Source organism: Haloplanus rubicundus, from assembly GCF_003342675.1.
In the GTDB taxonomy this organism is placed as follows: Archaea; Halobacteriota; Halobacteria; order Halobacteriales; family Haloferacaceae; genus Haloplanus; species Haloplanus rubicundus.
On sequence record NZ_CP031148.1, the window covers coordinates 214,676 to 235,700 of the forward strand.

The 21,025-nt window shown below is 67.7% G+C and carries 17 protein-coding genes; 3 read left to right on the forward strand and 14 right to left on the reverse strand.

Annotated elements, in window-relative coordinates; genetic code table 11:
• Nucleotides 1-39: 39 nt before the first annotated feature.
• Nucleotides 40-2,619: a bacterio-opsin activator domain-containing protein gene (locus tag DU484_RS01990; RefSeq protein ID WP_114604978.1), complete on the forward strand. Its 2,580-nt coding sequence runs from the start codon at nucleotides 40-42 to the stop codon at nucleotides 2,617-2,619.
• A gap of 51 nt (nucleotides 2,620-2,670) precedes the next feature.
• Complete coding sequence (locus tag DU484_RS01995) at nucleotides 2,671-3,285, forward strand: DUF7344 domain-containing protein (RefSeq protein WP_449405118.1); 615 nt, start codon at nucleotides 2,671-2,673, stop codon at nucleotides 3,283-3,285.
• A 6-nt stretch (nucleotides 3,286-3,291) separates the two neighbouring features.
• Here DU484_RS01995 and DU484_RS02000 read toward each other — a convergent pair whose 3' ends face one another.
• The 10 genes from DU484_RS02000 to DU484_RS02045 all read right to left on the reverse strand — a co-directional run bounded on the left by DU484_RS02000 (nucleotide 3,292) and on the right by DU484_RS02045 (nucleotide 15,802).
• A complete protein-coding gene (locus DU484_RS02000; protein ID WP_114584524.1) occupies nucleotides 3,292-4,284 on the reverse strand; it encodes an A24 family peptidase in 993 nt (330 codons plus the stop codon).
• A gap of 101 nt (nucleotides 4,285-4,385) precedes the next feature.
• Nucleotides 4,386-4,775 carry a ferredoxin Fer gene (gene fer, locus DU484_RS02005; protein ID WP_114584525.1) on the reverse strand — a complete coding sequence of 130 codons (390 nt, stop codon included), beginning with the start codon at nucleotides 4,773-4,775 and terminating at the stop codon, nucleotides 4,386-4,388.
• Nucleotides 4,776-5,007: 232 nt separating this feature from the next.
• Complete coding sequence (lpdA, locus tag DU484_RS02010) at nucleotides 5,008-6,432, reverse strand: dihydrolipoyl dehydrogenase (RefSeq protein WP_114584526.1); 1,425 nt, start codon at nucleotides 6,430-6,432, stop codon at nucleotides 5,008-5,010.
• Nucleotides 6,433-6,489: 57 nt separating this feature from the next.
• Nucleotides 6,490-7,743: a serine hydroxymethyltransferase gene (locus DU484_RS02015; protein ID WP_114584527.1), complete on the reverse strand. Its 1,254-nt coding sequence runs from the start codon at nucleotides 7,741-7,743 to the stop codon at nucleotides 6,490-6,492.
• A gap of 90 nt (nucleotides 7,744-7,833) precedes the next feature.
• Complete coding sequence (locus DU484_RS02020) at nucleotides 7,834-8,589, reverse strand: zinc finger-like domain-containing protein (RefSeq protein ID WP_114604980.1); 756 nt, start codon at nucleotides 8,587-8,589, stop codon at nucleotides 7,834-7,836.
• A gap of 82 nt (nucleotides 8,590-8,671) precedes the next feature.
• Nucleotides 8,672-10,126 carry an aminomethyl-transferring glycine dehydrogenase subunit GcvPB gene (gene gcvPB / locus DU484_RS02025; RefSeq protein ID WP_114584529.1) on the reverse strand — a complete coding sequence of 485 codons (1,455 nt, stop codon included), beginning with the start codon at nucleotides 10,124-10,126 and terminating at the stop codon, nucleotides 8,672-8,674.
• Nucleotides 10,123-11,457 (reverse strand): aminomethyl-transferring glycine dehydrogenase subunit GcvPA, encoded by a 1,335-nt coding sequence (gcvPA, locus tag DU484_RS02030; protein ID WP_114604981.1) that lies wholly within the window; start codon nucleotides 11,455-11,457, stop codon nucleotides 10,123-10,125. The genes gcvPB and gcvPA overlap by 4 nt, the downstream gene beginning before the upstream one ends.
• Before the next feature lie 71 nt (nucleotides 11,458-11,528).
• Nucleotides 11,529-12,677: an iron-containing alcohol dehydrogenase family protein gene (locus tag DU484_RS02035; protein WP_245957274.1), complete on the reverse strand. Its 1,149-nt coding sequence runs from the start codon at nucleotides 12,675-12,677 to the stop codon at nucleotides 11,529-11,531.
• A gap of 201 nt (nucleotides 12,678-12,878) precedes the next feature.
• Nucleotides 12,879-14,351, reverse strand: a complete 1,473-nt coding sequence (locus tag DU484_RS02040) for a M81 family metallopeptidase (RefSeq protein ID WP_114604982.1) — start codon at nucleotides 14,349-14,351, stop codon at nucleotides 12,879-12,881.
• On the reverse strand, nucleotides 14,348-15,802 hold the full coding sequence (locus tag DU484_RS02045; protein WP_114604983.1) for an aldehyde dehydrogenase family protein: 1,455 nt from the start codon (nucleotides 15,800-15,802) through the stop codon (nucleotides 14,348-14,350). The genes DU484_RS02040 and DU484_RS02045 overlap by 4 nt, the downstream gene beginning before the upstream one ends.
• Nucleotides 15,803-15,979: 177 nt before the next feature.
• Here DU484_RS02045 and DU484_RS02050 point away from each other — a divergent pair, with 177 nt between their 5' ends.
• Nucleotides 15,980-17,302, forward strand: a complete 1,323-nt coding sequence (locus DU484_RS02050; protein WP_114604984.1) for a glutamine synthetase family protein — start codon at nucleotides 15,980-15,982, stop codon at nucleotides 17,300-17,302.
• Here DU484_RS02050 and DU484_RS02055 read toward each other — a convergent pair.
• The 4 genes from DU484_RS02055 to DU484_RS02070 form a co-directional block, all read right to left on the reverse strand.
• A complete protein-coding gene (locus tag DU484_RS02055) occupies nucleotides 17,299-18,021 on the reverse strand; it encodes a helix-turn-helix domain-containing protein (RefSeq protein ID WP_245957275.1) in 723 nt (240 codons plus the stop codon). The two genes, DU484_RS02050 and DU484_RS02055, sit on opposite strands and share 4 nt — an antisense overlap.
• A gap of 116 nt (nucleotides 18,022-18,137) precedes the next feature.
• On the reverse strand, nucleotides 18,138-18,944 hold the full coding sequence (locus DU484_RS02060) for an ABC transporter permease (RefSeq protein WP_114584535.1): 807 nt from the start codon (nucleotides 18,942-18,944) through the stop codon (nucleotides 18,138-18,140).
• A complete protein-coding gene (locus DU484_RS02065) occupies nucleotides 18,941-19,876 on the reverse strand; it encodes an ABC transporter permease (RefSeq protein ID WP_114584536.1) in 936 nt (311 codons plus the stop codon). Before DU484_RS02065 ends, DU484_RS02060 begins: the two co-directional genes overlap by 4 nt.
• Nucleotides 19,876-20,937, reverse strand: a complete 1,062-nt coding sequence (locus DU484_RS02070; RefSeq protein ID WP_114584537.1) for an ABC transporter ATP-binding protein — start codon at nucleotides 20,935-20,937, stop codon at nucleotides 19,876-19,878. The genes DU484_RS02065 and DU484_RS02070 overlap by 1 nt, the downstream gene beginning before the upstream one ends.
• Between the last annotated feature and the right edge of the window lie 88 nt (nucleotides 20,938-21,025).

Here is a 21,025-nt window from a genome sequence, read left to right on the forward strand (position 1 = left end):
CGTCGACGGAACTATGTGTCGCGGTACCGAGGAACGCACATGGACACGAGTCAGTCACGGGATATCTACGCGGAGACCTTGGCTGTCTTCGACCGGCGCGAGGATCGGTACGAACCGCTCACGACGCCCGAAGTGGCGGCCGAACTGGACGCGAACCGCCGGACGGTCTACAAGCGGTTGCGGACACTCGTGGACCGCGGGGCGGTGGAGACGAAGGAAGTGGGGTCGAACGCGCGGGTCTGGTGGCGCCGACCCGACGACGGATCGTCCGGGCAGGCGTCGCAGGACGAGGTGCACGAACGGGAACTGGAGCGACGGTCACGGATGATGGAGTCCGCCATCGACGGCATCGCCATCACCGACGACGACGGCGAGTACGTCTACGTCAACGAGAGCCACGTCGACGTGTACGGCTACGACGACGACGAGGCGTTTCTCGGCGAACACTGGGAGCTGTGTTACCCCGAGTCCGAACTCGACCGGTTCGAGGCGGAGATCATCCCGGCCCTGTACGAGGAGGGCGCGTGGCGCGGTGAAGTGACGGGGCAACGGAAGGACGGCACGACGTTCCCACAGGACCTCTCCCTGACCGTCGCCGACGACGGCGGCATCATCTGTGTCGTGCGCGACGTTACGGAGCGTAGGGCACAGGAGCGTCGACTCCACGACGCACGCCGGTTCAACGAGGAACTGGTGGAGAACGCCCCGTTCGGCACGTTCCGTCTCGACGAGGAGCTCCGGATCACCTACGAGAACCCGCGGGCCGAGGAAATCATCGGCCTCCCCGACGGAGAGGAGTCCTCCGACGCCATCGGCGCCGACATCAGTAAACTGCCGCCCATCGTCGAGACGGGGCAAGCCGACCTCTTCGCTAGCCTGCAGGACGGCGAAACCATCGAGTTCGAGTTCCCTTTCGAATCCATCTACGGCAAGGAAGCCTACTTCACCGGTCGCGCCGTCCCCGTCTACCGCGACGACGAGTTCGACGGCGCCATCCTCATGGCCACCGACATCTCCGAACGCCGGCAGTACGAACGGGAACTGCGCGAGGCCAACCAGTTCAACGAGGAACTGGTGGAGAACGCCCCGTTCGGCATGTTCCGCCTCGACGAGGACCTCCGAATCACCTACGAGAACCCGCGGGCCGAGGAGATCATCGGCCTCCCCCACGGAGAGGAGTCCTCGGACGCCATCGGCGTCGACATCCGGAAACTCCCACCCATCGTCGAGACGGGGCAAGCCGACCTCTTTTCCCGTCTCCAGGAGGGCGAGACCATCGAGTTCGAGTTCCCCTTCGAATCCATCTACGGCAAGGAGGCCTACTTCACCGGCCGAGCGGTCCCCGTCTACCGCGACGACGAGTTCGACGGCGCCATCCTCATGGCCACCGACATCTCCGAACGCCGGCAGTACGAACGGGAACTGGAGCGACAGCGCGAGCAGTTGGCGGCGCTCGACGAACTCAACGACGTGGTTCGCGGGATCACCGAGGCCGTCGTCGAACAGTCCACCCGCGAGGAGATCGAGCAGGTGGTGTGTGACCGGCTGGCGGACTCGGACTCGTACCGCGGGGCCTGGATCGCCACGGTCGATTCGGGGGCGGGGCTGGAGCCACGGGCGGAGGCAGGCGTCGACGGCTACCTCGACGCCCTCCCGTTCGCCGACGACGGGGGAGTGCCCGAGGAGGGATTGATCGGGGACGCCGTCCGGACGGGCGAGATGCAACTCGTCCGAAACGTCCGGGAGGACGGCCGCACCGACCGAATGAGCGAGGACGCCCGGGCGGTCGGCTACCGGTCGGCGGCGGTGATTCCGGTCGTCCATCAGGGCATGGTGTACGACGTACTCGGAGTGTGTTCGAAGCGGCCCGACGCGTTCGCGGAGAAGGAGCGGGAGATGCTCGGCCAGTTGGGCGACGTGATCGGACACGCCATCGCCGCGGTCGACCGCAAGCGGGCGCTCATGAGCGACGAAGTCGTCGAACTCGAGATTCGGATTCCCGAACTGCTGGACGGCGAACACACGGCCGACGACACGGTCAGCATCGACCGCGTGACGCCGATGGGTGGCGACGAGTATCTCGTGTACGGCACGGCGATGGGCGACGGCATGGAGACGGTGCGTGCGCTCGGGGAGGACCGGTCGGGGTGGACGGAACTGCGGACGTTCGACGAACGGGACGGCGAGGTGCGGTTCGAACAGCACATCGCGGACCCGTCCGTCGCCTCCATCGTCGCGGACTTCGGCGGCAGCGTCAAACGCGGGGTGATCGAGGACGGGAACTACGAGGCGAGCATCCAGTTCCCGCCGGGGACGGACGTCCGGGGAGTCGTCGAGGGACTACGGGAGGCGTATCCGCCCCTCCAGGTCGTCAGCCAGCGACAGGTGGGACGGGAGCGCCCGTCGTCCCGACACGTCCTGAGCGCACTCGCAGAGGACCTGACCGAGCGCCAGCGGGTGGCGCTCGAAGCGGGGTACTTCGGGGGCTTCTTCGAGTGGCCACGACATCGCTCCGGGGAGGAGGTGGCCGAGTCGATCGGCGTCGGCGCGTCGACGTTCCACCAACACGTCCGCAAGGCCGAGCAAAAACTCCTCGACGTGGTGTTCGCCGAACTGTGATCACATATTTTGGGTGCCGAAACTATGCGGCTTCACGGCATGACGATACGTATGGACGGGGAACCGCGACCGCTCCCGGGGGGGAGGGGCCGGCACGAACGGTCGTCGATACTCGCTGACCGACGGCAGCGACGGGTTCTCTCGGAGTTGGCGTCGGTGTCGCAGCCAGTGACCGTCGACGAACTCTGCCACCGACTCGCCGCGCGCGACGACGACACGGCCGGATCGACCCTCGAATCGATTCGAATCGACCTCCGACACCGCTGTCTCCCGGGGCTGGAGACCGCCGGCTGGATCGAACGACGACCGGACGGGATTCGCCTCGACGACCCGCTGTTCGCCGACTCGGTGCCGTTCTCGACACCGTCGCTGCGGGACCCCGACGACACCGTCTGGGACGTCGTCAGCGCACTCCTCGCCCGGCCGTACCGGCGGCACGTCCTGGTGGCCGTCGCGGAGTGCGACGGGCCTCTCACCGTCGAGGAACTCGCGGTCGAACTGCGGGGGGTAGTCGACGACGAGCGGACGCTCCCGACCAGCCTCCACCATATCGACCTGCCGAAACTGGACGCGCTCGGGGCAATCGAGTACGACCGGGACGGGCGAGCGGCCGAGCCGTCCGACCGGCTGCCGACGTATCTCGATCGACTGGAACTCGACGCGTAGCCGCCGTCACGCCACGCCGAGCGCCCGCAACAGGCCAAAGAGCAGGTCGCCGTAGGTGAGGGCGACCACGAGGCCGAGGAAGACGGGGACGATGAACGGGACGCCCGGCGAGAGCCACACCGTCTCGCGGGTCGTCACGACGCGCAGTCCCTCGCGGAGTTTCTCGGGCGTCGTGCCGTAGGCGCTCCCCTCGATGTCGTCGAGGAAGCGCTCGGCGGCCCAGGGGTCGTCGAAGTCGGCATCGAAGTCGGCGTCGAGGTCGGCCGGCGTCTGATCGGTCGACCGCCCGTCGTCGCCGGCGTCGACGGCGCCGTCCGTCGGATCACCCGTCTCGTCGACGCTCTCGGGGTCGCGGTGTCGCTCGGGGGCGGCCCGGAGCGCCGGGAGCGTCGTCCCGCGCCAGCGGAGGTACATCCGCAGGGCGTCGATATCGAGGCCGTGCCGCGTAAAGCCCTCGCCGTCCTCGAACAGGCGGCCGTGTTCGCGGGGGAGCGCCGCCACGTCGGTCCGCCGACCGACGAACATGACGAGCGAGCGATCGCCACGGAGAGCGTTGCGGACGCCGAGATACAGCGGATAGGCGACCCCGACGAGCACCGCGTTCGTCAAGATGGTCAGCGAGAAGACGCCGAGCGTGGTCGCGACGAGCGGATACGCGTCGGTCGCGAGATAGAAGACGGGGTAGGTCGGAAAGAGGACAGCGAGTGTCATCAGCGCCTTGGCGTCGGCGCCGCCGAACCCGCCGAACCACCAGAGACCGTACGCGAGGGGGACGAGGATGAGGAGGCTGACGCCGACGCGGACGAAAAAGAGGCGGTCGACGACGGTCGCCATCGGGAGGTGGCCGCCGGCGTCGACGAGGAGGGCGAACACGCCGACGACGAGGAGAGGGTACCACAGTCGGTTCGGGAGCCGACGGGTGCGAACGTCGCGCCACGCCGCCCACCCGAGCGCCGGCACCGCGATCAGCCGCAACAGATCCGTCGTCGCCGCGAGCATTGTCGGGTACCCACGCGGCAGGGTATTGGGGTTTCCGGATCGGCGGGGCAGTCGCTCGGGACACTGAGCGCGAAAAAATCGGAACGGCCGGGAATCCGGCGTTAGATGACGCGGTTCTGGAGGTAGTCGAGGTGCTTCGCGTTGTAGACGAGCTTCACCTCGTCGGCCGCCGGGCTGCCGATGCAGGTCAGCCGGACGTCCTTCTCCTCGACTTCCTCGTCGGAGAGGATCTGCTGCATGTCCATGTCCAGATCGCCCTCCATGACGATGGCCGCGCAGTTCGCACAGGCGCCGGCACGGCACGAGAAGGGCCAGTCGTAGCCCTGGGCCTCGGCCGCTTCGAGGACGTACTCGCCCTCGTTGACCTCCAGCGAGCCGTAGTCCACGTCTTCGAGACCGGCGTCGGCCGCCTTCTCGAAGAGGTCGTCGTCGTCCATCTCCCAGCCGTGATCGTCCAGTACTTCGTAATTGAGGTATTCTACCGTGGGCATCGGCTGAGTGTTGAGCGGCCACCCCATTAGACTTTGCTGTTCGGCAACGCCTCGCCACCGTCACGGCCGCCGAACGTATTCGATTTCGGGGATTACGACGACCTCGACGCCCGTCTTGACAGATGTAGTATGTGACAGCACGGCGAGAGCTGGCGGCGGTCGACCGACACGACGTAACCGCAATCAGTTTAGCGAACGTGACGACCCGCCGTCGCCGGCGCTCCCGTAACGACTACCGGTTGAGGGTATGGATCGCCTGCCCGAGTGCGTTCTCCGCGGCCTCCATCACCGCCTCCGACAGCGTCGGGTGGGTGTGAATCGTCGCCGCCACGTCCTCCAGCGTCGCCCCCATCTCGATGGCCAACGTGGGTTCGGCGATCAGTTCCGACGCCTCGGGACCGACGATCTGTGCGCCGAGGACGAACCCGTCGGCACTGGCGACGATCCGGACGAACCCCTCCGTCTCACCCACTGTCAGCGCCCGCCCGCTGGCGTTAAAGGGCATCTCGCCGACGACGGGGTCGAATCCCTCCGCTTCCGCCTCGCTCTCGGTCAGCCCCACCGTCGCGATTTCGGGATCCGTGAACACCGCGGCGGGGATGGCCCGCGTGTCGAACGCCGCCGGTTCGCCCGCGATGGCCTCCGCGGCGACGACCCCCTCCGCCGACGCCGTGTGTGCGAGCATCGGCTCGCCCGCCACGTCGCCGACGGCGTAGATGCCGTCCACGTCGGTCGCACAGCGCTCGTCCGTCTCGAAGAAGCCGTCGTCGGTCGGCTCCAGCCCCGCCTCCTCGGCGTCGAGCGTGTCCGTGATCGGTTCCCGACCCACCGCGACGAGCACCCGGTCGGCGCCGTAGGTGGACTCCTCGCCGTCCTCGGTTTCGGTGGTGACGACGATACCCCCGTCCGCGGCGTCGCGCCACCCGGTCGCCCCCTCGCCGAAGTGGAAGTCGACGCCTTTCGACTCGGCGCGCTTCCGAACCACCCGCGCCACGTCGTCCTCGTAGCCCGGGAGCACGTCGTCCAGCATCTCCACGACGGTCACGTCGCTGCCGAGTTCGGCGAAGACGGTGGAAAGTTCCATCCCGATGTAGCCCGCGCCGACGACGACGAGGCGGTCGGGGACGGAGTCGAGGTCGAGCAGCGCCGCCGAGTCGAGGATCGGCTCGTCGGCGAAATCGAAGCCCGGGAGTTCGATCGGGCGGCTTCCCGTCGCGACGATGCAGTGCTCGAAGCTGACGGTTTCGGCGCCCTGCCCCTCCCCGTCGTGTTCGACCCGGACCGTCCCGTCGTCGACGAACTTCGCGGTGCCCTCCATCAGGGAGACGCCGTTTGCCTTACAGAGCTTCTCGACGCCGCCGGTGAGGCGGTCGACGACCCCCTCTTTCCACTCGCGCATGGTGGCGAGATCGACGGCGGGATCGGCGTAGACGCCCATCTCCTCGGCGGTCGCGGCGTCGTGAGCGACACCCGTCGCCGTGATGTACGCCTTCGAGGGGATACAGCCCCGGTTCAGGCAGACGCCACCGTAGGCGTCGCGTTCGACCAGCGTGACGTCCAGGTCGCGCTGGGCTGCGCGGATGGCGGCGACGTAGCCGCCCGGTCCCGCGCCGATAACCAGTACCTCGGTTCCGGTAGTGACGTCTCCGACGACCATCAGTGGTCCAACTCGGGGGACGACCGGTTATAAAAACTGGCAGGGATGGGCGGGTGCTTATTCGTACACCGGGAACTCGGCACAGAGCCGGTCGACTTCGTTGCGCACCTCGCCGGCCACGTCCGCGTCGTCGGGGTTGTTCAGCCGTTCGACGATCAGTTCGCCCACCGTCGCCATCGCATCCGTGCCCATGCCGCGGGTGGTGAGCGCGGGCGTCCCGATGCGGATCCCGCTGGTGACGAAGGGCGACCGCGTCTCGCCGGGCACCGTGTTCTTGTTCACGGTGATGCCCACGTCGTCGAGGGCGTCCTCCGCGTCCTCGCCCGTGAGGTCCGGGTGAGACTCCCGCAGGTCGAGGAGGAGAAGGTGTTTGTCCGTGCCGCCCGACACCGGCTGGATGCCCGCGTCGGTGAACACGTCCGCGAGCGTCTTCGCGTTGGCGACGACTCGTTCGGCGTAGTCGACGAACTCGGGATCGAGCGCCTCGCCGAACCCCACGGCTTTGCCCGCGATGTTGTGCATCAGGGGGCCGCCCTGCCCGCCGGGGAAGATGGCCTTGTCCACCGCGTCGGCGTGCTCCTCGGTCGTCATGATCATCCCGCCGCGACCGGCGCGGATGGTCTTGTGCGTGCTCCCCGTGACGAAGTCGGCGTGGTCGACGGGCGAGGAGTGGACGCCCGCGGCGACGAGGCCGGTGATGTGGGCGATGTCGGAGAGGTGGTACGCGTCCACGTCGTCTGCAATCGACCCGAGGCGCTCCCACTCGAACTCGCGGGGGTACGCGGAGGAGCCGCTGACGATCATGTCGGGGTCGAACTCGGCGGCCTGTGCTGCCACCTCGTCGTAGTCGATGTAGCCCGTCTCCGGGTCGACGCCGTACTGTTCGACCTCGTAGAGCTGGCCGGAGAAGTTGACGTGGTGGCCGTGGCTCAGGTGGCCGCCGTGGTTCAGGTCGAGCGACATGATGCGGTCGCCCGGCTCCAGCGTGGCGAAGTAGACGCCCATGTTCGCCTGCGTCCCGCTGTGGGGCTGGACGTTGACGTGCTCGGCGCCGAAGAGTTCCTTCGCGCGGTCGATGGCGAGGTTCTCGACGGTGTCCATGTGCTGACAGCCGCCGTAGTACCGTTCCCCGGGGTAGCCCTCCGCGTACTTGTTCGTCATGACGCTTCCCTGGGCCTCCATCACCGCCTCCGAGACGTGGTTCTCCGAGGCGATCATTTCGAGGTTCTCTTCCTGTCGGCGCTCCTCGCCGGCGATGGCCTCGGCGACCGCCGGGTCGGTCTCTTCGAGGTGCGAATGGCTCGATGTCACGGCTAGGCCCACGGAAAACAGCGGAATAAGTAGCGTGGTTCGTCACAAACTTTCCCGTGGAATCGGGGTGCTCCACCGCCGGATAGCCGGTTACCGGAACACAGTCCCCGAGCCGTTACAGACGCCACAGGCCACGGAGCCACCGTCGCAGAAACAGCCGACCCACTCGTCGCGATAGATCGGGGTCGAGTCGTAGTCGTACTCGATGCGGGACTGGTATCGGCCACCCATGCCACCACAGGAGCCACAGGCCGTCTGCCCCGACCCGGCGCAGGCCGGACACTGACGCTCGCCCGTGGAGACGGCGACGATCGCCGAGCGCGCAGGTGGTTCCGCGGGCGTGGCGGATATCGAGCGCGCAGGCGGTTCCGCGGGCGTGGGGGGCGTCCAGTGGGTCGCGTAGAAGTCGGTCGCCAACGCCCGCGCGTCGGGCTCCAACCGATCCAGGTTGGGCTCCAGCGCCCGGGCGAGCAACGTCGCCGCGTCCCGATTCAGTTCTCGGCGGGTCGGGTCCCACACGTGCGCGAGCAACTCCTCAACGAACGCGTAATCGAAGGGGTCGTCCCAGAAGTCCCGGTACTCGAATAGGGTCGTGAAGGGGTTCCCCCGATACGTCGGGTTGTCGGCCCAGTACGCACAGATGAAGCTGATCGCCGGCGGCAGGCCGTCGGGGTCGAGCAACCACAGGTTGTCGTCCAGAGCCTCGACGAGCCCTCTCGACGCGGCCGAGTCGATTGCCTCCCGGTCCGCGTCCCACACCTGCCCGAGCAGTCCGCGGACGAAATCGACCCCGAGCGGCTCCTCACGCTCCCACTGCGCGTCTATCTGATGTGCGAACGTATTCATCCGTACTAGATGACATCAAGACGACATAACTGTATCTGCGCGTCGAGACCGTCCGAATCGACGGTCGATTCGACCGTCGCGGCTACTCCAGCGCGTGCCACGACAGCCGCGGGTTCCGGGCCGCGGAGGCCTGATCGATCCGCCGGGCCGTCGTCGTCCGCGGCGTCTCGGTCAGGTCGTCGGCGTCCATCTCGGCGACGGCGTTGAACGCCGCCGCGAGGTCGTCGAGTCTCGCCTTCGACTCCGTCTCCGTCGGCTCCGTCATCAGCGCCTCGTCGACGATTTCGGGCCACTTCGTCGTCGGCGGGTGGACGCCGTAGTCGAGCATCGACTTCGCCACGTCGCCCGCGTCCGCGTTGGCGCTCGCGACGAACTCGTGGTGGAAGGGGCCGTACGGCACCTCGTACTCGATCTGTGAGGCGAGGTAGTTGGCGTTGAGCACGGCGGTTTCGCTCACGTTCTCCAGCCCCTCGTCGCCGTGACGCAGGATGTAGGCGTAGGCCTTCACGAGCACCAGCCAGTTGCCCATAAATTCGTGGACGCGCCCGATGCTGTGTTCGGGGGCGTACGTCTCGTAGCCGTCGTCCGTCTCGCGGACCTGCGGGGTCGGGAGGAAGGGCGCGAGATCCGCCCCGACGCCGATGGGCCCCTGCCCCGGCCCGCCGCCGCCGTGGGGCGTCGCGAACGTCTTGTGCAGGTTGAAATGCATGATGTCGAAGCCCATATCGCCGGGGCGAGCCTTCCCGAGCAGGGAGTTGAGGTTCGCGCCGTCGTAGTAGAGGAGACCGCCGGCGTCGTGGACGATCTCCGCGATCTCCTCGATGGAGCGCTCGAACAGCCCCAGCGTGTTGGGGTTGGTGAGCATCAGGAGCGCGGTGTCGTCGCTCACGGCCGCTTCCAGCGCGTCGACTTCGACCCGGCCCGCCTCGTTCGAGGGGAGTTCGACCACGTCGTAGCCGGCCATCGCCGCGCTGGCGAAGTTGGTGCCGTGGGCCGACTCGGGGACGATCACCTCGTTCCGGTCGTCGCCGTTCGCGTCGTGGTACGCTTTGGCCACCTGGATGCCCGTGAACTCGCCGGCCGCGCCGGCGGGGGGCTGCAGGGTCACCGCGTCCATCCCGCCAATCGTGGCGAGCGTCTCCTGCAGGTCGTACAGCAGGTGGAGGATCCCCTGTTTGTCCGCGTCGGCGCGGAGTGGGTGGACCCGGTTGCCCGGATGGGCCGCCACGTCCTCCGTGAATTTGGGGTTGTACTTCATCGTACACGACCCCAGCGGGATGGAGCCGGACTCGATGCCGAAGTTCATCTGGGAGAGGCGGGTGTAGTGACGCGCCACCTCCGGCTCCGCGGGCGCGGGCAGGGTGAGTTCGTCGCGGGTCAGGTCGTCGGGCAGCGACGACTCGACGGCCACCGTCTCGGAGCGTTTCTCGGACAGCAGGGGTTCGTACTGCCCACCGGCGTACCAGCGCGTCTGTTGGTGGGGCGGGTCGGATGCCCCGTCCGCTCCGTCCGGCCGTTCGCGCCGTTCCTGACTCATACCGCGCTCACCTCCCGTTCCGGCGCGAGTGCGTCGATCAGCGCGTCCACGTTCTCGCGGTTGGTGTCGGTCACGCAGACGGCCAGCCGCTCCTCGCCGCCGTCGTCGACGGTCCGGAGGGCGAGGCCAGCCTCTCGACAGCGCTCGACGACGGCCGCCGCCGACTCGTCGGTGTCGATCAGCGCCTCGCGGAAGTGGTGGCCGTCGTAGACGGGGGCGGTGAAGCCGTCGAGGGCGTCGATGCGCTCGCAGGCCTCCCGGATGCCGGTCACGCACTCCTCGGCCAGCCCGGTCAGGCCGTCGGGACCGAGCCACGCCGCGTGGATGGCCGCCCGGAGCGCCAGCCACGCCTGGTTGGTGCAGATGTTCGAGGTGGCGCGCTCCCGGCGGATGTGCTGTTCGCGGGTCTGCAGGGTCAGCGTGTACGCGCGGTTGTCGGCGTCGTCCTCGCTGATGCCGACGAGGCGACCGGGCACCTGCCGGAGGAAGTCCTCGCGGCACGCGAAGAGGCCGAGACCCATCCCGTAGGTCGTCGGCAGGCCGAGGACGCCGGCGTCGCCGACCACGATGTCGGCGCCGTACGACTCGGGGGGTTCGAGCACCGACAGGGCAACGGCGTCGGAGCCGACACAGAAGAGGGCGTCGTGGTCGTCCGCGAGGTCACCCACCGCGTCGAGGTTCGGTTCGAGGACGCCCCGCGCGTTCGGCGTCGCGGCGTAGATCAGGGACACCTCGTCGTCGACCCGGTCGGCCAGCGCGTCCACGTCGACCGTTCCCTCGCTCGTGGGGTAGGTGTCGACGCCGATGCCCGGACCGTCGGTGTAGTTGTCGAGAACCGAGCGCACCCGGTCGGGCAGGTCGTCGGGCACGAGGACTATCTCACCGCTCGACTGCCGCACCCGGTCGGCGAGGAGGGCGGCCTCACCGAGCGCCGTCGCGCGGTCGTACATCGAGCAGTTGGCGACGCCGAGGCCCGTCAGTTCGACGACGAGCGACTGGAACTCGAACAGCGCCTGCAGGAACCCCTGCGTGATCTCCGGCTGGTACTGCGTGTAACTGGTCAGAAACTCCGAGCGCAGGGAGAGGTGATCGACCACCGAGGGGACGTAGTGGTCGTAGTGACCACCGCCGAGGAACTCGGTCAGGTCGGGCGACTCGTCGAGGATGCCCTCGACGGCCGCCCGGGTCTCCCGCTCCGAGTGGGCGTCGATCCCGTAGTCGCCGTCGAACCGGACCGATTCGGGGATGTCGAACAGCGCGTCGGGGTCGCTTACCCCCACTGCGTCGAGCATCGCCGACCGCTCCGCGTCGGAGTGAGTCGCGTACGGCATGTCAATCGGACTCAGGCCGCTCGACGTATATAGTCGGCGTTGTGAGGTGGGGTACGTGGTCGATCATGACATTAGTGGGTCGTCTCGAACTCGCCGTCGAACGCCCGTTCTAGGATGTCGGCCAAGTCGTCCGGGTCCGTCGCCCGGGGGTTGCCGGTGAGACAGCCGTCGTCCATCGCCTGCTCCGCTAACTGCGGGATGGCGTCGCGCTCGGCCGCCGTCTCCGCGAGCGTCTCCGGGATGCGCACGTCGGCCGCGAGACGTCGCACCGCCCACACCGCCTTCTCGGCCTCCGCCCGCGCCGGCTTCGACCGGTCCACGTCCTCGCCCAGCGCCGCCGCGATGTCCACCATCTTCTCGGGCACCTGCGGGAGGTTGTACTCCATCACGTAGGGGAGGAGGATGGCGTTGGCCAGCCCGTGGGGCACGCCGAACGTCCCACCGACCTGGTGGGAGACGGCGTGGACGGCGCCGAGGCCGGCGCCGTTGAACGCCATGCCAGCCTGCGAACTCGCCTTCGCCATCTTCGACAGCGCCTCGCGGTCGCCGCCGCGGTACTCGACCGCGCGGGGCAGGTACTCGCCGACCTTCTCGACGGAGTCGATAGCCAGCGCCGAGGTCTGGCTCTGGGCCCTGATCGAGACGTAGGCCTCGATGGCGTGGGTGAGTACGTCCATGCCCGTCGCGGCCTTGACCGGCGCCGGCGCGCTCGCGGTCAGTTCGGGGTCGACGAGAGCCAGATCGGCCAGCAGGCTCACGTCACCGATCTCCTCTTTGATCGAGGTGTCGGAATCCTTCACGATGGTCCAGTGGCCCACCTCGCTCCCCGTCCCCGCCGTCGTGGGGACGAACACGGTCGGCGGTGGGTCGTTCGGGACGTTACCGCTCCCCTCGAAGTCGAGGATGTGGCCGTCGTTGGTCGCGAGGATGCTCGCCGCCTTCGCGGTGTCGATGGAGGAGCCGCCGCCGACGCCGAGAACGAGGTCGGCGCCGGCCTCGTCGTACGCCGACGCCGCCTCGTGAACGACCACGTCCGTCGGGTCCGGCTGGACGCCGTCGAAGACGGAGTAGCGACGCCCCGACGCCTCGATGGCGTCGAGCAACGGATCGAGAACGCCCGCGGCCCGCACCCCTTCGTCGGTGATGACGAGGGGATGCTCGGCGTCGAACTCGTCGAGATACGAGCCGAGTTCGGTCGCCGCCCCCCAGCCGAAGAGCATTCGGTTCGGTACGTTCCACATCTGATGAGTCGAGGTCATAGTATCTAGGTTCCTGTTGTCGTAGCCGGGACAGTGATCGGGCGGCCGGCCCGGCGAAACGGATTCGCGTGACGTGGCCGCCGCGTATGCCATACGTTCCCGTTTCGGCGCAAGTCCGTTGTGTCACATATCGACGGGCAGTTAAGTTCGTGGGACGGGGCCTCACACCACGTCGTCGAGCGGGTAGATCGGCCGGGGAACGTGCTGGTAGTCGAACGCCGAGAGGTCGGGGCTACACAGCCCCGGGGTCGCCACCTCGCGCACCGCGCCGACGAGGGGTTCGAACGCCGCCCGGTAGTGGACCGTACTCTTGAGGACGAGGACGCGTTCGCGTTCGGGCGTGATCCCCTGACTCCGGAAGGCTTCGGGGTCGTACGGCTGCTGGCGGTGGGAACCGACGAGCACGTCGATGCCGTCGACGTCGAGGAGGGCCGTCCGGCCGAACGATACGTCGAGTCCCGTCGACATCGGCCCGTAGTTGCGGTAGTTGCCGTCCGAGAGGAGGCGCACCCGCCCCGTCACGTCCAGCGGGTCGCCGTTCTCGCCGCTCCGGCCGCCGAGCGACAGCGACAGCTCCGCGCCGACACCCGCCTCGGCCGCCGCCGCGACGGCTTCGGGGTCGTAGATCGTCGCCAGCGCCGCGTCCTCGACGCCGGCGTCGAGGAGGGCGGCCAACAGGGCGGTGCCGTCCTGTGCGCTCCCGCCGCCGGGGTTGTCGGAGATGTCCGCGAGGAGCAGGGGGGCGTCCCCGTCCCACGTCGCCGCCTCCGCGGCGGCGTCGGCGACGCTCGTGTAGTCGCGGTCGAACTCGTCGCGGCGGTCGACCGCCTCGTCCGCGAGGGCGCGACAACGCTCCCGAACGTCGTCGGCAACGGACCGGTCCGCGACGCCGACGACCGAAAATCCGGCGTGGTCCACGTCGGCCTGCGCGAAGCCACCGAAGACCGACACGTCGGGGATTCCGTCCCCTTCGTCGTCGGCCGCCGCGGCGAGCAGGGAGGCCATCGGTTCCGTCTCCGTCCGGAGTTCCGGCAGGGGCGGGAGGAGCGGCGCGCGTTCGACGACGATTTCGGGGGCCAGTTCGCCACGGAGCGTCGCGGCCATCGCCCGCGCCGCCGTCTCGCCCGTGTCGCCGATGTCGACGTGCGGGTAGGTGTCGTAGCCGAACAGGCCGTCCGCGTGGGTCGCCATCCGCGTCGAGATGTTGGCGTGGAGGTCGAGCGACGCCATCACGGGCACGTCGTCACCGACCGCGTCGCGGACGCGGTCGAGGATGTAGCCGTCGCCGTCTCGTTCTCCCTCGCTCACCATCGCGCCGTGGAGGGCGAGGAGGACGCCGTCGGGATCGGTCCGCTCGATGCCCGTCAGGACCGCCTCCAGCAACGTCTCGCGGGCCTCCGCGGTGACGACGCCGCCGGGCGTGGCGTCGGCGGCGACGGTCGGCACCACGTCCCAGTTTTCCTCGCTTGCGACGCGGAGGAACCCGCCGACGGCGGTGTTCGTCCCCTCGAGGTCGGCGATCACGTCGTCGCCGTAGTGGAGCGACGCGTCGGCGAACGCCGACATATCCGTCGGGAGCGCCGAGAACGTGTTCGTCTCGTGTTCGATCTGTCCGATCAGGACGGTGTCGCTCACAGGTAGGGGTCCCCCATGTCGTCGTGTTCGATCACGACGCTGTCGACGGTCGTGAACGCCTCGACGCCCTCCAGTCCGCCCTCGCGCCCGATGCCGCTCTCCTTGTTGCCGCCCCACGGGCTCTGGGGCATGGAGACGGGGAAGGTGTTGACGGCGACGAGGCCGTGGTCCAACCGGTCGGCCAGCTGCGTCGCGTCGAGCGAGTCGGTCCACAGCGACGCCGCGAGGCCGAACGGCGAGTCGTTCGCCACCGCGATGGCCTCCTCGGTCGAGGAGACGGTGACGAAGGAGAGGACGGGACCGAATATCTCCTCGCAGGCGACGGTCATATCGGGGGTCACGTCGTCGAAGACGGTCGGCTCGACGAAGTGGCCGTCCGCGAGGGTGGGGTCGTCGGGCGTTCCGCCGCCGGTCAGGAGCGTCGCACCCTCCTCGACCGCGGAGTCGACGTAGCCCAGTACGTCGGCTTTCGCGTCCGCCGAGATGACCGGTCCCATGTCCGTCTCCGGATCGTCGCCGCCGCCGAGCGTGATGCGCTCGGTCTTCTCGACGACCGCCGCGACGAGTTCGTCGTGGACGTCCTCGTGGACGAGACAGCGGGAGGTGGCGACGCAGTTCTGGCCGGCGTTGGAGAAGATGCCGGCGACGACGCCGCGGGCGGCGTTCTCCACGTCCGCGTCGTCGAGGACGATGGCGGGCGCCTTGCCACCCAACTCCACGTCGACGGGCGTGACGTGTTCGGCCGCGGCTTCGAGGACGCCCCGGCCGACGCCGGTCGATCCGGTGAACGTGATGGCGTCGACGCCGCCACTGCCGGCGAGTTCGGCACCCACCTCGCTCCCCGGCCCGGGGACGAGGTTGACGACGCCGTCCGGGAACGCCTCGGCCATCACCTCCCCGACCCACATGGTCGACAGCGGGGCGAGACTCGGTGGCTTGACGACGAGCGTGTTGCCCGTCGCCAGCGCAGCCGCGAACCCGCGCGTCCCGAGGAGGAGCGGATAGTTCCACGGGACGACGTGGGCGGTGACGCCGTACGGCGACCGCTTGGTGTAGTTGAGCCGGTTCTCGGCGGTCGGCACCGTGTCGCCCCGGACCTTGTCGGTCACGCCCGCATAGAAGCGGAACTGGGCGACGGTTTCGGCGATTTCGCCCTCGGCGGTCGGGCGGGGTTTGCCCGCCTCGGCCGCCAGCAGGGCGGCTAGCTCGTCGGCGTCGTTCTCGATGCGGTCGGCGACCGTTCTGAGCGGCGCGGCGCGGTCGGCGGGCGACGCCGACGCCCAGTCGTCGGCCGCCGTGCCCGCGGCGTCGATGGCGGCGCGCGCGTCGGCGGCGTCGCCGCTCGCTACCCGACCGACCGTCTCGCCGGTCGCCGGATTCTCGACCGACAGGGTCGTCGCGGCATCGTGGCGCTCCCCGTCGATCACCAGGTCGTATTCGTGACTCTCCATGCGGCGACTCCCCCGCGACTCGGCCTAAGCGTTGTCCACCGAATGTGTGGGCATTTATAAGAGATCGGCGCTGGTGAGCGCCCCGAACCACCGTCCCGGCCCGCCACCGTATTTATTCACTCGCAAGTCCCCGGGTGAACCGCTATGAGTTGGTAGGTCTCTCGTTACCCTGTTACAATGACCGAGTACGAACGGGTTCGGCTGTTCTGGACGGACCTGAACGGCGTCGCGCGCGGTATCTCCTTGCCGGGAAGCGAGTACGAGGACGCGGTGGAGGAGGGGGTCGGCTTCGCCAACGGCGTGGCGGAGTTGACGCTCGAACCGGGACTGCTCGACGAGCCGCGCTACGGCGCGGAGGGCGGAGACATGATGGCCGTCGCCGACCCCGACTCGCTGCGCGAGGTGTCGTGGGCCGAGGACACGGCCGCCGTCTTCACCGACCTCACGAACGTCGATCACTCGCCGTTCGACCTCTGTGCCCGTGGCGCGCTCCGGCGGGTGATCGAGGACCTGCGAAGCGAGGGCTTTCACCCCTTCGCCGGTATCGAAGCCGAGTTCTCCGTGCTCCAGCCGGACGGCGACGGCGACTGGGAGCCGTACAACACCCGGTGTTCCTACGACATGAGCGCAGTCGACATGGCCGACGACCTCGTCCGGGCGTGGTCGGACGCCATGGAGACGGCGGGATCGTCGGTACTCGGGGTCCACCAGGAGTCCCAGCCCGGTCAGTACGAGGTGAACATCGAGTACGACGACGCGCTGACGACGGCGGACTCGCTCATGTTCTTCCGGCACGCCGCCAAAGCCATCGCGCGCGACCGGGGGTACAAGGCCTCGTTCATGCCCCGACCGTACTCCGGCGAGGACGCCAACGGCCTCCACTTCCACCTGAGCCTGTGGGACGAGGCGGCAGAGGAGAACCTGTTCGCCAGCGAGACGGGCAACTTGCAGTTCCCGGCTGGCAAGCATCCGGCGGGCGAATCGGGGCTCTCGGAGACTGCCCACCACTTCATCGGCGGACTCCTCGATCACATGCAGGGTCTCACGGCGATCTGTGCCCCGACCGTGAACTCCTACCGGCGGCTCCTGCCGGGCATCTGGGCGCCCGTCAACGTCGCGTGGGGACCGGACAACCGCTCGACGATCCTCCGGATCCCGCCCGAACTGGGGCCGGCCGCCCGCATCGAACACCGGGTCCCCGACTCGGCGTGTAACCCGTATCTCGGCCTCGCAGCGACGCTCGCGGCGGGACTGGACGGCATCCGCAACGAGACGGAGCCGGGCGAACCGACCCTCGCCAACGCGTACGAGGAGGACTACGACAGCCTCCCGCGGACGCTGTGGGCGGCACTGGACGAACTGGCGGCCGACGAGGTGTTGACCGAGGCGCTCGGCGAACCGCTCGTCGAGGAGTTCCTGAAGCTGAAACGCGACGAGTTCGACCGCTACATGGATTCGGTGACCGAGTGGGAGCGCGAGGAGTACATCGACGAGTTCTAGTCCCGATCCAGCATCGTCCCGACGGCTTCCAGAATCTTCGCTTCCGAGCGCCGGAGGTGTTCGCCGACGGTCGACGTGTTCGCCGAGTCCATCGCCGCGAGTTCTTCGATGTTACAGGCCCGGGGCGAGTCGTAGTAGCCGTGTTCGATGGCGCGAGCGAGCACCTCGGTCTGTCGGGGTGAGAGGGCCTGAACGGCCTGTTTGATCTCCGTGAGTCCGGTGAGCAGGCGGCCGAGTTCCGGCTGGCGGAGCGCGTCCACCTCCACGGAGCCGATATCCCGGAGTTCGTCGTGGGTCGTGCTCACCTCGTCGTGGGTCGACGCGAGGACGCTCCAGTGTTCGCGGCCGTTCGAGACGGTGGCCGGAATCGTGGGAAAGCAGTTGTTCCGCAGGAGGACGTTGAGGACGGGTTCGGTGTCGGTGCGGTAGTCCCCTTCGAGGCTGATAAACGCCGTCTCCCGTGCCTCGTGGTAGCTGACTAGCTGCGCCGTGGTCATGACCTCGTGGTCGGCGAGCCACTCGACCAGTGGCTCGACCTGTTCCTCGTGGACGCCGGTGGCCTCGATCATCGTGATGCTCGTCCCCGTCAGCCGGTACGAGTAGATGATCGTCGCCGAGACGCCCGGGAAGGCCTCGTTTACCGTCTCAGTCCAACAGCCTTTGTGTCTGATTCTGAACGTGTATTCGAGCATCGTCCCGCTCCCACGGTACTTCGACACACTTGGCTACCCACATATTTACGGTTTGTCGTCGATTGCACGTCATGTTTCGGCGGGGCGGCGGGCCCGGCGGGTCGCGGGCACCGGGAATCGACGGCGGGAAAAAGAAGTGACAGTCAGCCGCTCTCCTCGCGGAACTCGACGATGAACGCCGCGACGACCAAGAGGAGCGAGACGTAGAAGATCAGCGACGCCACGGCGGGGACGACCGGCGTGAACCCCTGGGTCATGCGGCCGTGGATCCAGGTGGTGATCGTGCTCTGCGCGCCGGAGAGGTAGGAGACGATGTAGTAGTTGTTCCACGAGAGCACGAACGCGAAGATGGCGCCGGAGACGACGCCGTCTTTGATCAGCGGGAGCGTGACCCGCCGGTACATCGTGATCGTGTCGGCGCCGAGGTCGCGGGCCGCCTCCTCGACGTTCGGGTCGATGCCGAGCGCCGTGATGGAGACGACGAACATCACGATGGGCGAGATCCAGACGAGTTCGCCGATGATCGAGGGAACGATGCCGTAGCCGAGGCCGAGGACACTCGCCCACATCGACATCCCGAGGCCGAGCAGGATGAGCGGGAAGAAGATGGGGAGCAGGGCCAGCAGTTTGAACCGCTCCTGCCACGGGAACTCGTAGCGCGTGTACGCGATGGCGCCGCCGGTGCCGATGATCGTGCTGAGGATCGTCACCGGCACCGAGATGCGGACGGTGTTCATGAACGCGGATCGGATGCTCCCCGAGGCGAGCGCCGCTTCGTACCAGCCGAGCGAGAACTCGTAGTCGACGATAGAGAAGAAGCGGCCGTCGTAGAACGACGCGATCACGAGCGAGAACAGCGGCGTCAGGAAAAAGAGGGCGACGAGGGCGACGTAGCCGTACCAGGCACCGGCGCCGAGACGGTCGATCAGCCCGCGGGATTCGACGCTCATGCGTCACCCCGCGATGCGATCTCCTTCAGGTTGATCGTCCGGAGGATGATCACTCCACAGACGAGGGTGATGATCAGGAGGCCGACCGCCTGTGCCGAGCCGAGCGGCCAGTTCTGACTGTACCCGAACGAGTAGTTGATGTTGCTGGCCATGGTGAAGATGGAGCCGCCGCCGAGGATCTGTGCCTCCACGTCGGCACCGAGGCTGAGGATGAACACGAACAGCGAGCCGATGATGACGCCGGGCTTGCTCAACGGGAGGATGATCTTCCGGAACAGCGTCCATCGCGTCGCACCGAGGTCGCGGGCGGCCGCGATCGTCTCGTCCTCGACCGAGAGCAGGGAGAGGTAGATGGGAAAGAGCATGAACGGCATGTAGACGTAGGTCGTCCCGAGGATGATCGTCCAGCGCTGGTACATCATCGTCGGGTAGTTCGAGACGCCGAACAGGCTCACGACGCTGTCGAGGACGCCGTTTTTGACGAGAAAGAGCGCCCACCCGAACACCCGGATGTTCACGCTCGTGAAGAGCGGGATGATGAGGACAAGCAGGAAGACGGTCTTGTACCGGTCGATCTTCCGCGCCAGCGCGTACGCCGCGGGGTACGAGAACACGAGCGTGGCGACCGTCGTGACGGCGCTGACGGCGGCGGTGTTGACCAGTACGTCGCCGTACACTCCCTGACCGCTGGCCATGCCACCGATGATCTCGGCGTAGTGTTCGAACGTCCACACCGTGGGGTTCAGCGAGATGGAGTTCGCGGGCTGGACGGAGAACATCACGATGGCGAGCATCGGCCCGACGAACATGACGAGCAGCAGGATCGCCAACGGCAGCAAGAGCACGTACGGCGGGCGAACGAGCGCCATGAGCGGGTTGTCGCTCTCCGTCGCCGCGTCGATCCGACCACGGAGTGTATCGATCGTGGACATTATTCTGGGACCAGAATCGACTTGTCGGCGTCCCACTGGAGGTAGGCCGTGTCGCCGACGGCGATGTCGGTGGTTTCGTATCGGTCGTAATCGATTTCGGCGACGTAGTCGTCGTCGGTCGCCGTCGACGAGCACTCGACGAGGACTGTGTTCCCCCGGACGAGGATGTTGTCGATGGCGACTTCGGCGCCGAGCGGACGGGTGAGCGTCGGTTCGACCACGCAGTCGTCGTGCCGTACCACGAGGTGGGCGAGGTCACCGTCGACGTGGGTGGCCACCGTGGCCGTCCCCTCGAACTCGTCGCTGGAGACGGTCGCAGTCCCCGGGTCGGACTCGCCGGCGTCGACGGCGAACACGTTGGCGTCGCCCATGAACTCCGCGATGAACTTGTTGTTCGGCTCGCGGTAGATCTCCTCGGGTGGCCCGGTCTGGATCAGCTCACCCTCGTCGATGACGAACAGTTTGTCGCTCATGACCAGTGCGGCCTCCAGCGAGTGGGTGACGTAGACGAACGTCATGTCGAGTTCGACGTTGAGGTCGGCGAGTTCGCGCTGGAGCTGTTTCTGCAACACGTAGTCGAGCGACGCGAGGGGTTCGTCGAGCAAGAGGATATCCGGGTCGTACGCCAGCGAACGTGCGAGGGCGACCCGCTGGCGCTGGCCGCCGGACAGTTCGGAGACGTTCTTGTCGGCCTGAATCTCGGGGTCGAGCTCCACCTGTTCGAGGAGTTCCTCGACCTGGCCGTTCACTTCCCGACCCGTGGTTCGGATGGGAAACTCGATGTTCTCGCGGACAGTCATATGCGGGAACAGCGCCCACGACTGGAACACGAGACTCGTGGGGCGTTCCTGTGGCTTGGTGTCGGTGATGTCCGCGCCGTCGAGGGTGATTCGGCCGCCGGTCGGCTTCAGATGTCCGGCGAGCATGTGCAACAGGGTGCTCTTCCCGCTCCCGGACGGCCCGACGATAGTCGCGAACTCACCGGTCTCGATCTCGAGATCGACGTCGTCGACCGCGACGAGCGAGCCATACTCCTTTCGTAGATTTGTTGCCTGTAACATTGATATATCGTCGCGGCACGAGGGCCGCGTGGGCACGGTTGTAAGTGACCACCGGCGGGACCGTCCGCGAAGACGGTCGACCGGGGTC

Bases quoted from the DNA above. Each gene is read 5' to 3' on its own strand.
- DU484_RS02020 (WP_114604980.1), bottom strand. From the start codon at position 8,589: ATGAATACGTTCGCACATCAGATAGACGCGCAGTGGGAGCGTGAGGAG.
- DU484_RS01995 (WP_449405118.1), top strand. From the start codon at position 2,671: ATGGACGGGGAACCGCGACCGCTCCCGGGGGGGAGGGGCCGGCACGAA.
- DU484_RS02045 (WP_114604983.1), bottom strand. From the start codon at position 15,802: ATGGAGAGTCACGAATACGACCTGGTGATCGACGGGGAGCGCCACGAT.
- DU484_RS02070 (WP_114584537.1), bottom strand. From the start codon at position 20,937: ATGTTACAGGCAACAAATCTACGAAAGGAGTATGGCTCGCTCGTCGCG.
- gcvPB (WP_114584529.1), bottom strand. From the start codon at position 10,126: ATGAGTCAGGAACGGCGCGAACGGCCGGACGGAGCGGACGGGGCATCC.
- DU484_RS02065 (WP_114584536.1), bottom strand. From the start codon at position 19,876: ATGTCCACGATCGATACACTCCGTGGTCGGATCGACGCGGCGACGGAG.
- DU484_RS02035 (WP_245957274.1), bottom strand. From the start codon at position 12,677: ATGCTCTTCGGCTGGGGGGCGGCGACCGAACTCGGCTCGTATCTCGAC.
- DU484_RS02060 (WP_114584535.1), bottom strand. From the start codon at position 18,944: ATGAGCGTCGAATCCCGCGGGCTGATCGACCGTCTCGGCGCCGGTGCC.
- DU484_RS01990 (WP_114604978.1), top strand. From the start codon at position 40: ATGGACACGAGTCAGTCACGGGATATCTACGCGGAGACCTTGGCTGTC.
- DU484_RS02000 (WP_114584524.1), bottom strand. From the start codon at position 4,284: ATGCTCGCGGCGACGACGGATCTGTTGCGGCTGATCGCGGTGCCGGCG.
- gcvPA (WP_114604981.1), bottom strand. From the start codon at position 11,457: ATGCCGTACGCGACTCACTCCGACGCGGAGCGGTCGGCGATGCTCGAC.
- lpdA (WP_114584526.1), bottom strand. From the start codon at position 6,432: ATGGTCGTCGGAGACGTCACTACCGGAACCGAGGTACTGGTTATCGGC.
- DU484_RS02050 (WP_114604984.1), top strand. From the start codon at position 15,980: ATGACCGAGTACGAACGGGTTCGGCTGTTCTGGACGGACCTGAACGGC.
- fer (WP_114584525.1), bottom strand. From the start codon at position 4,775: ATGCCCACGGTAGAATACCTCAATTACGAAGTACTGGACGATCACGGC.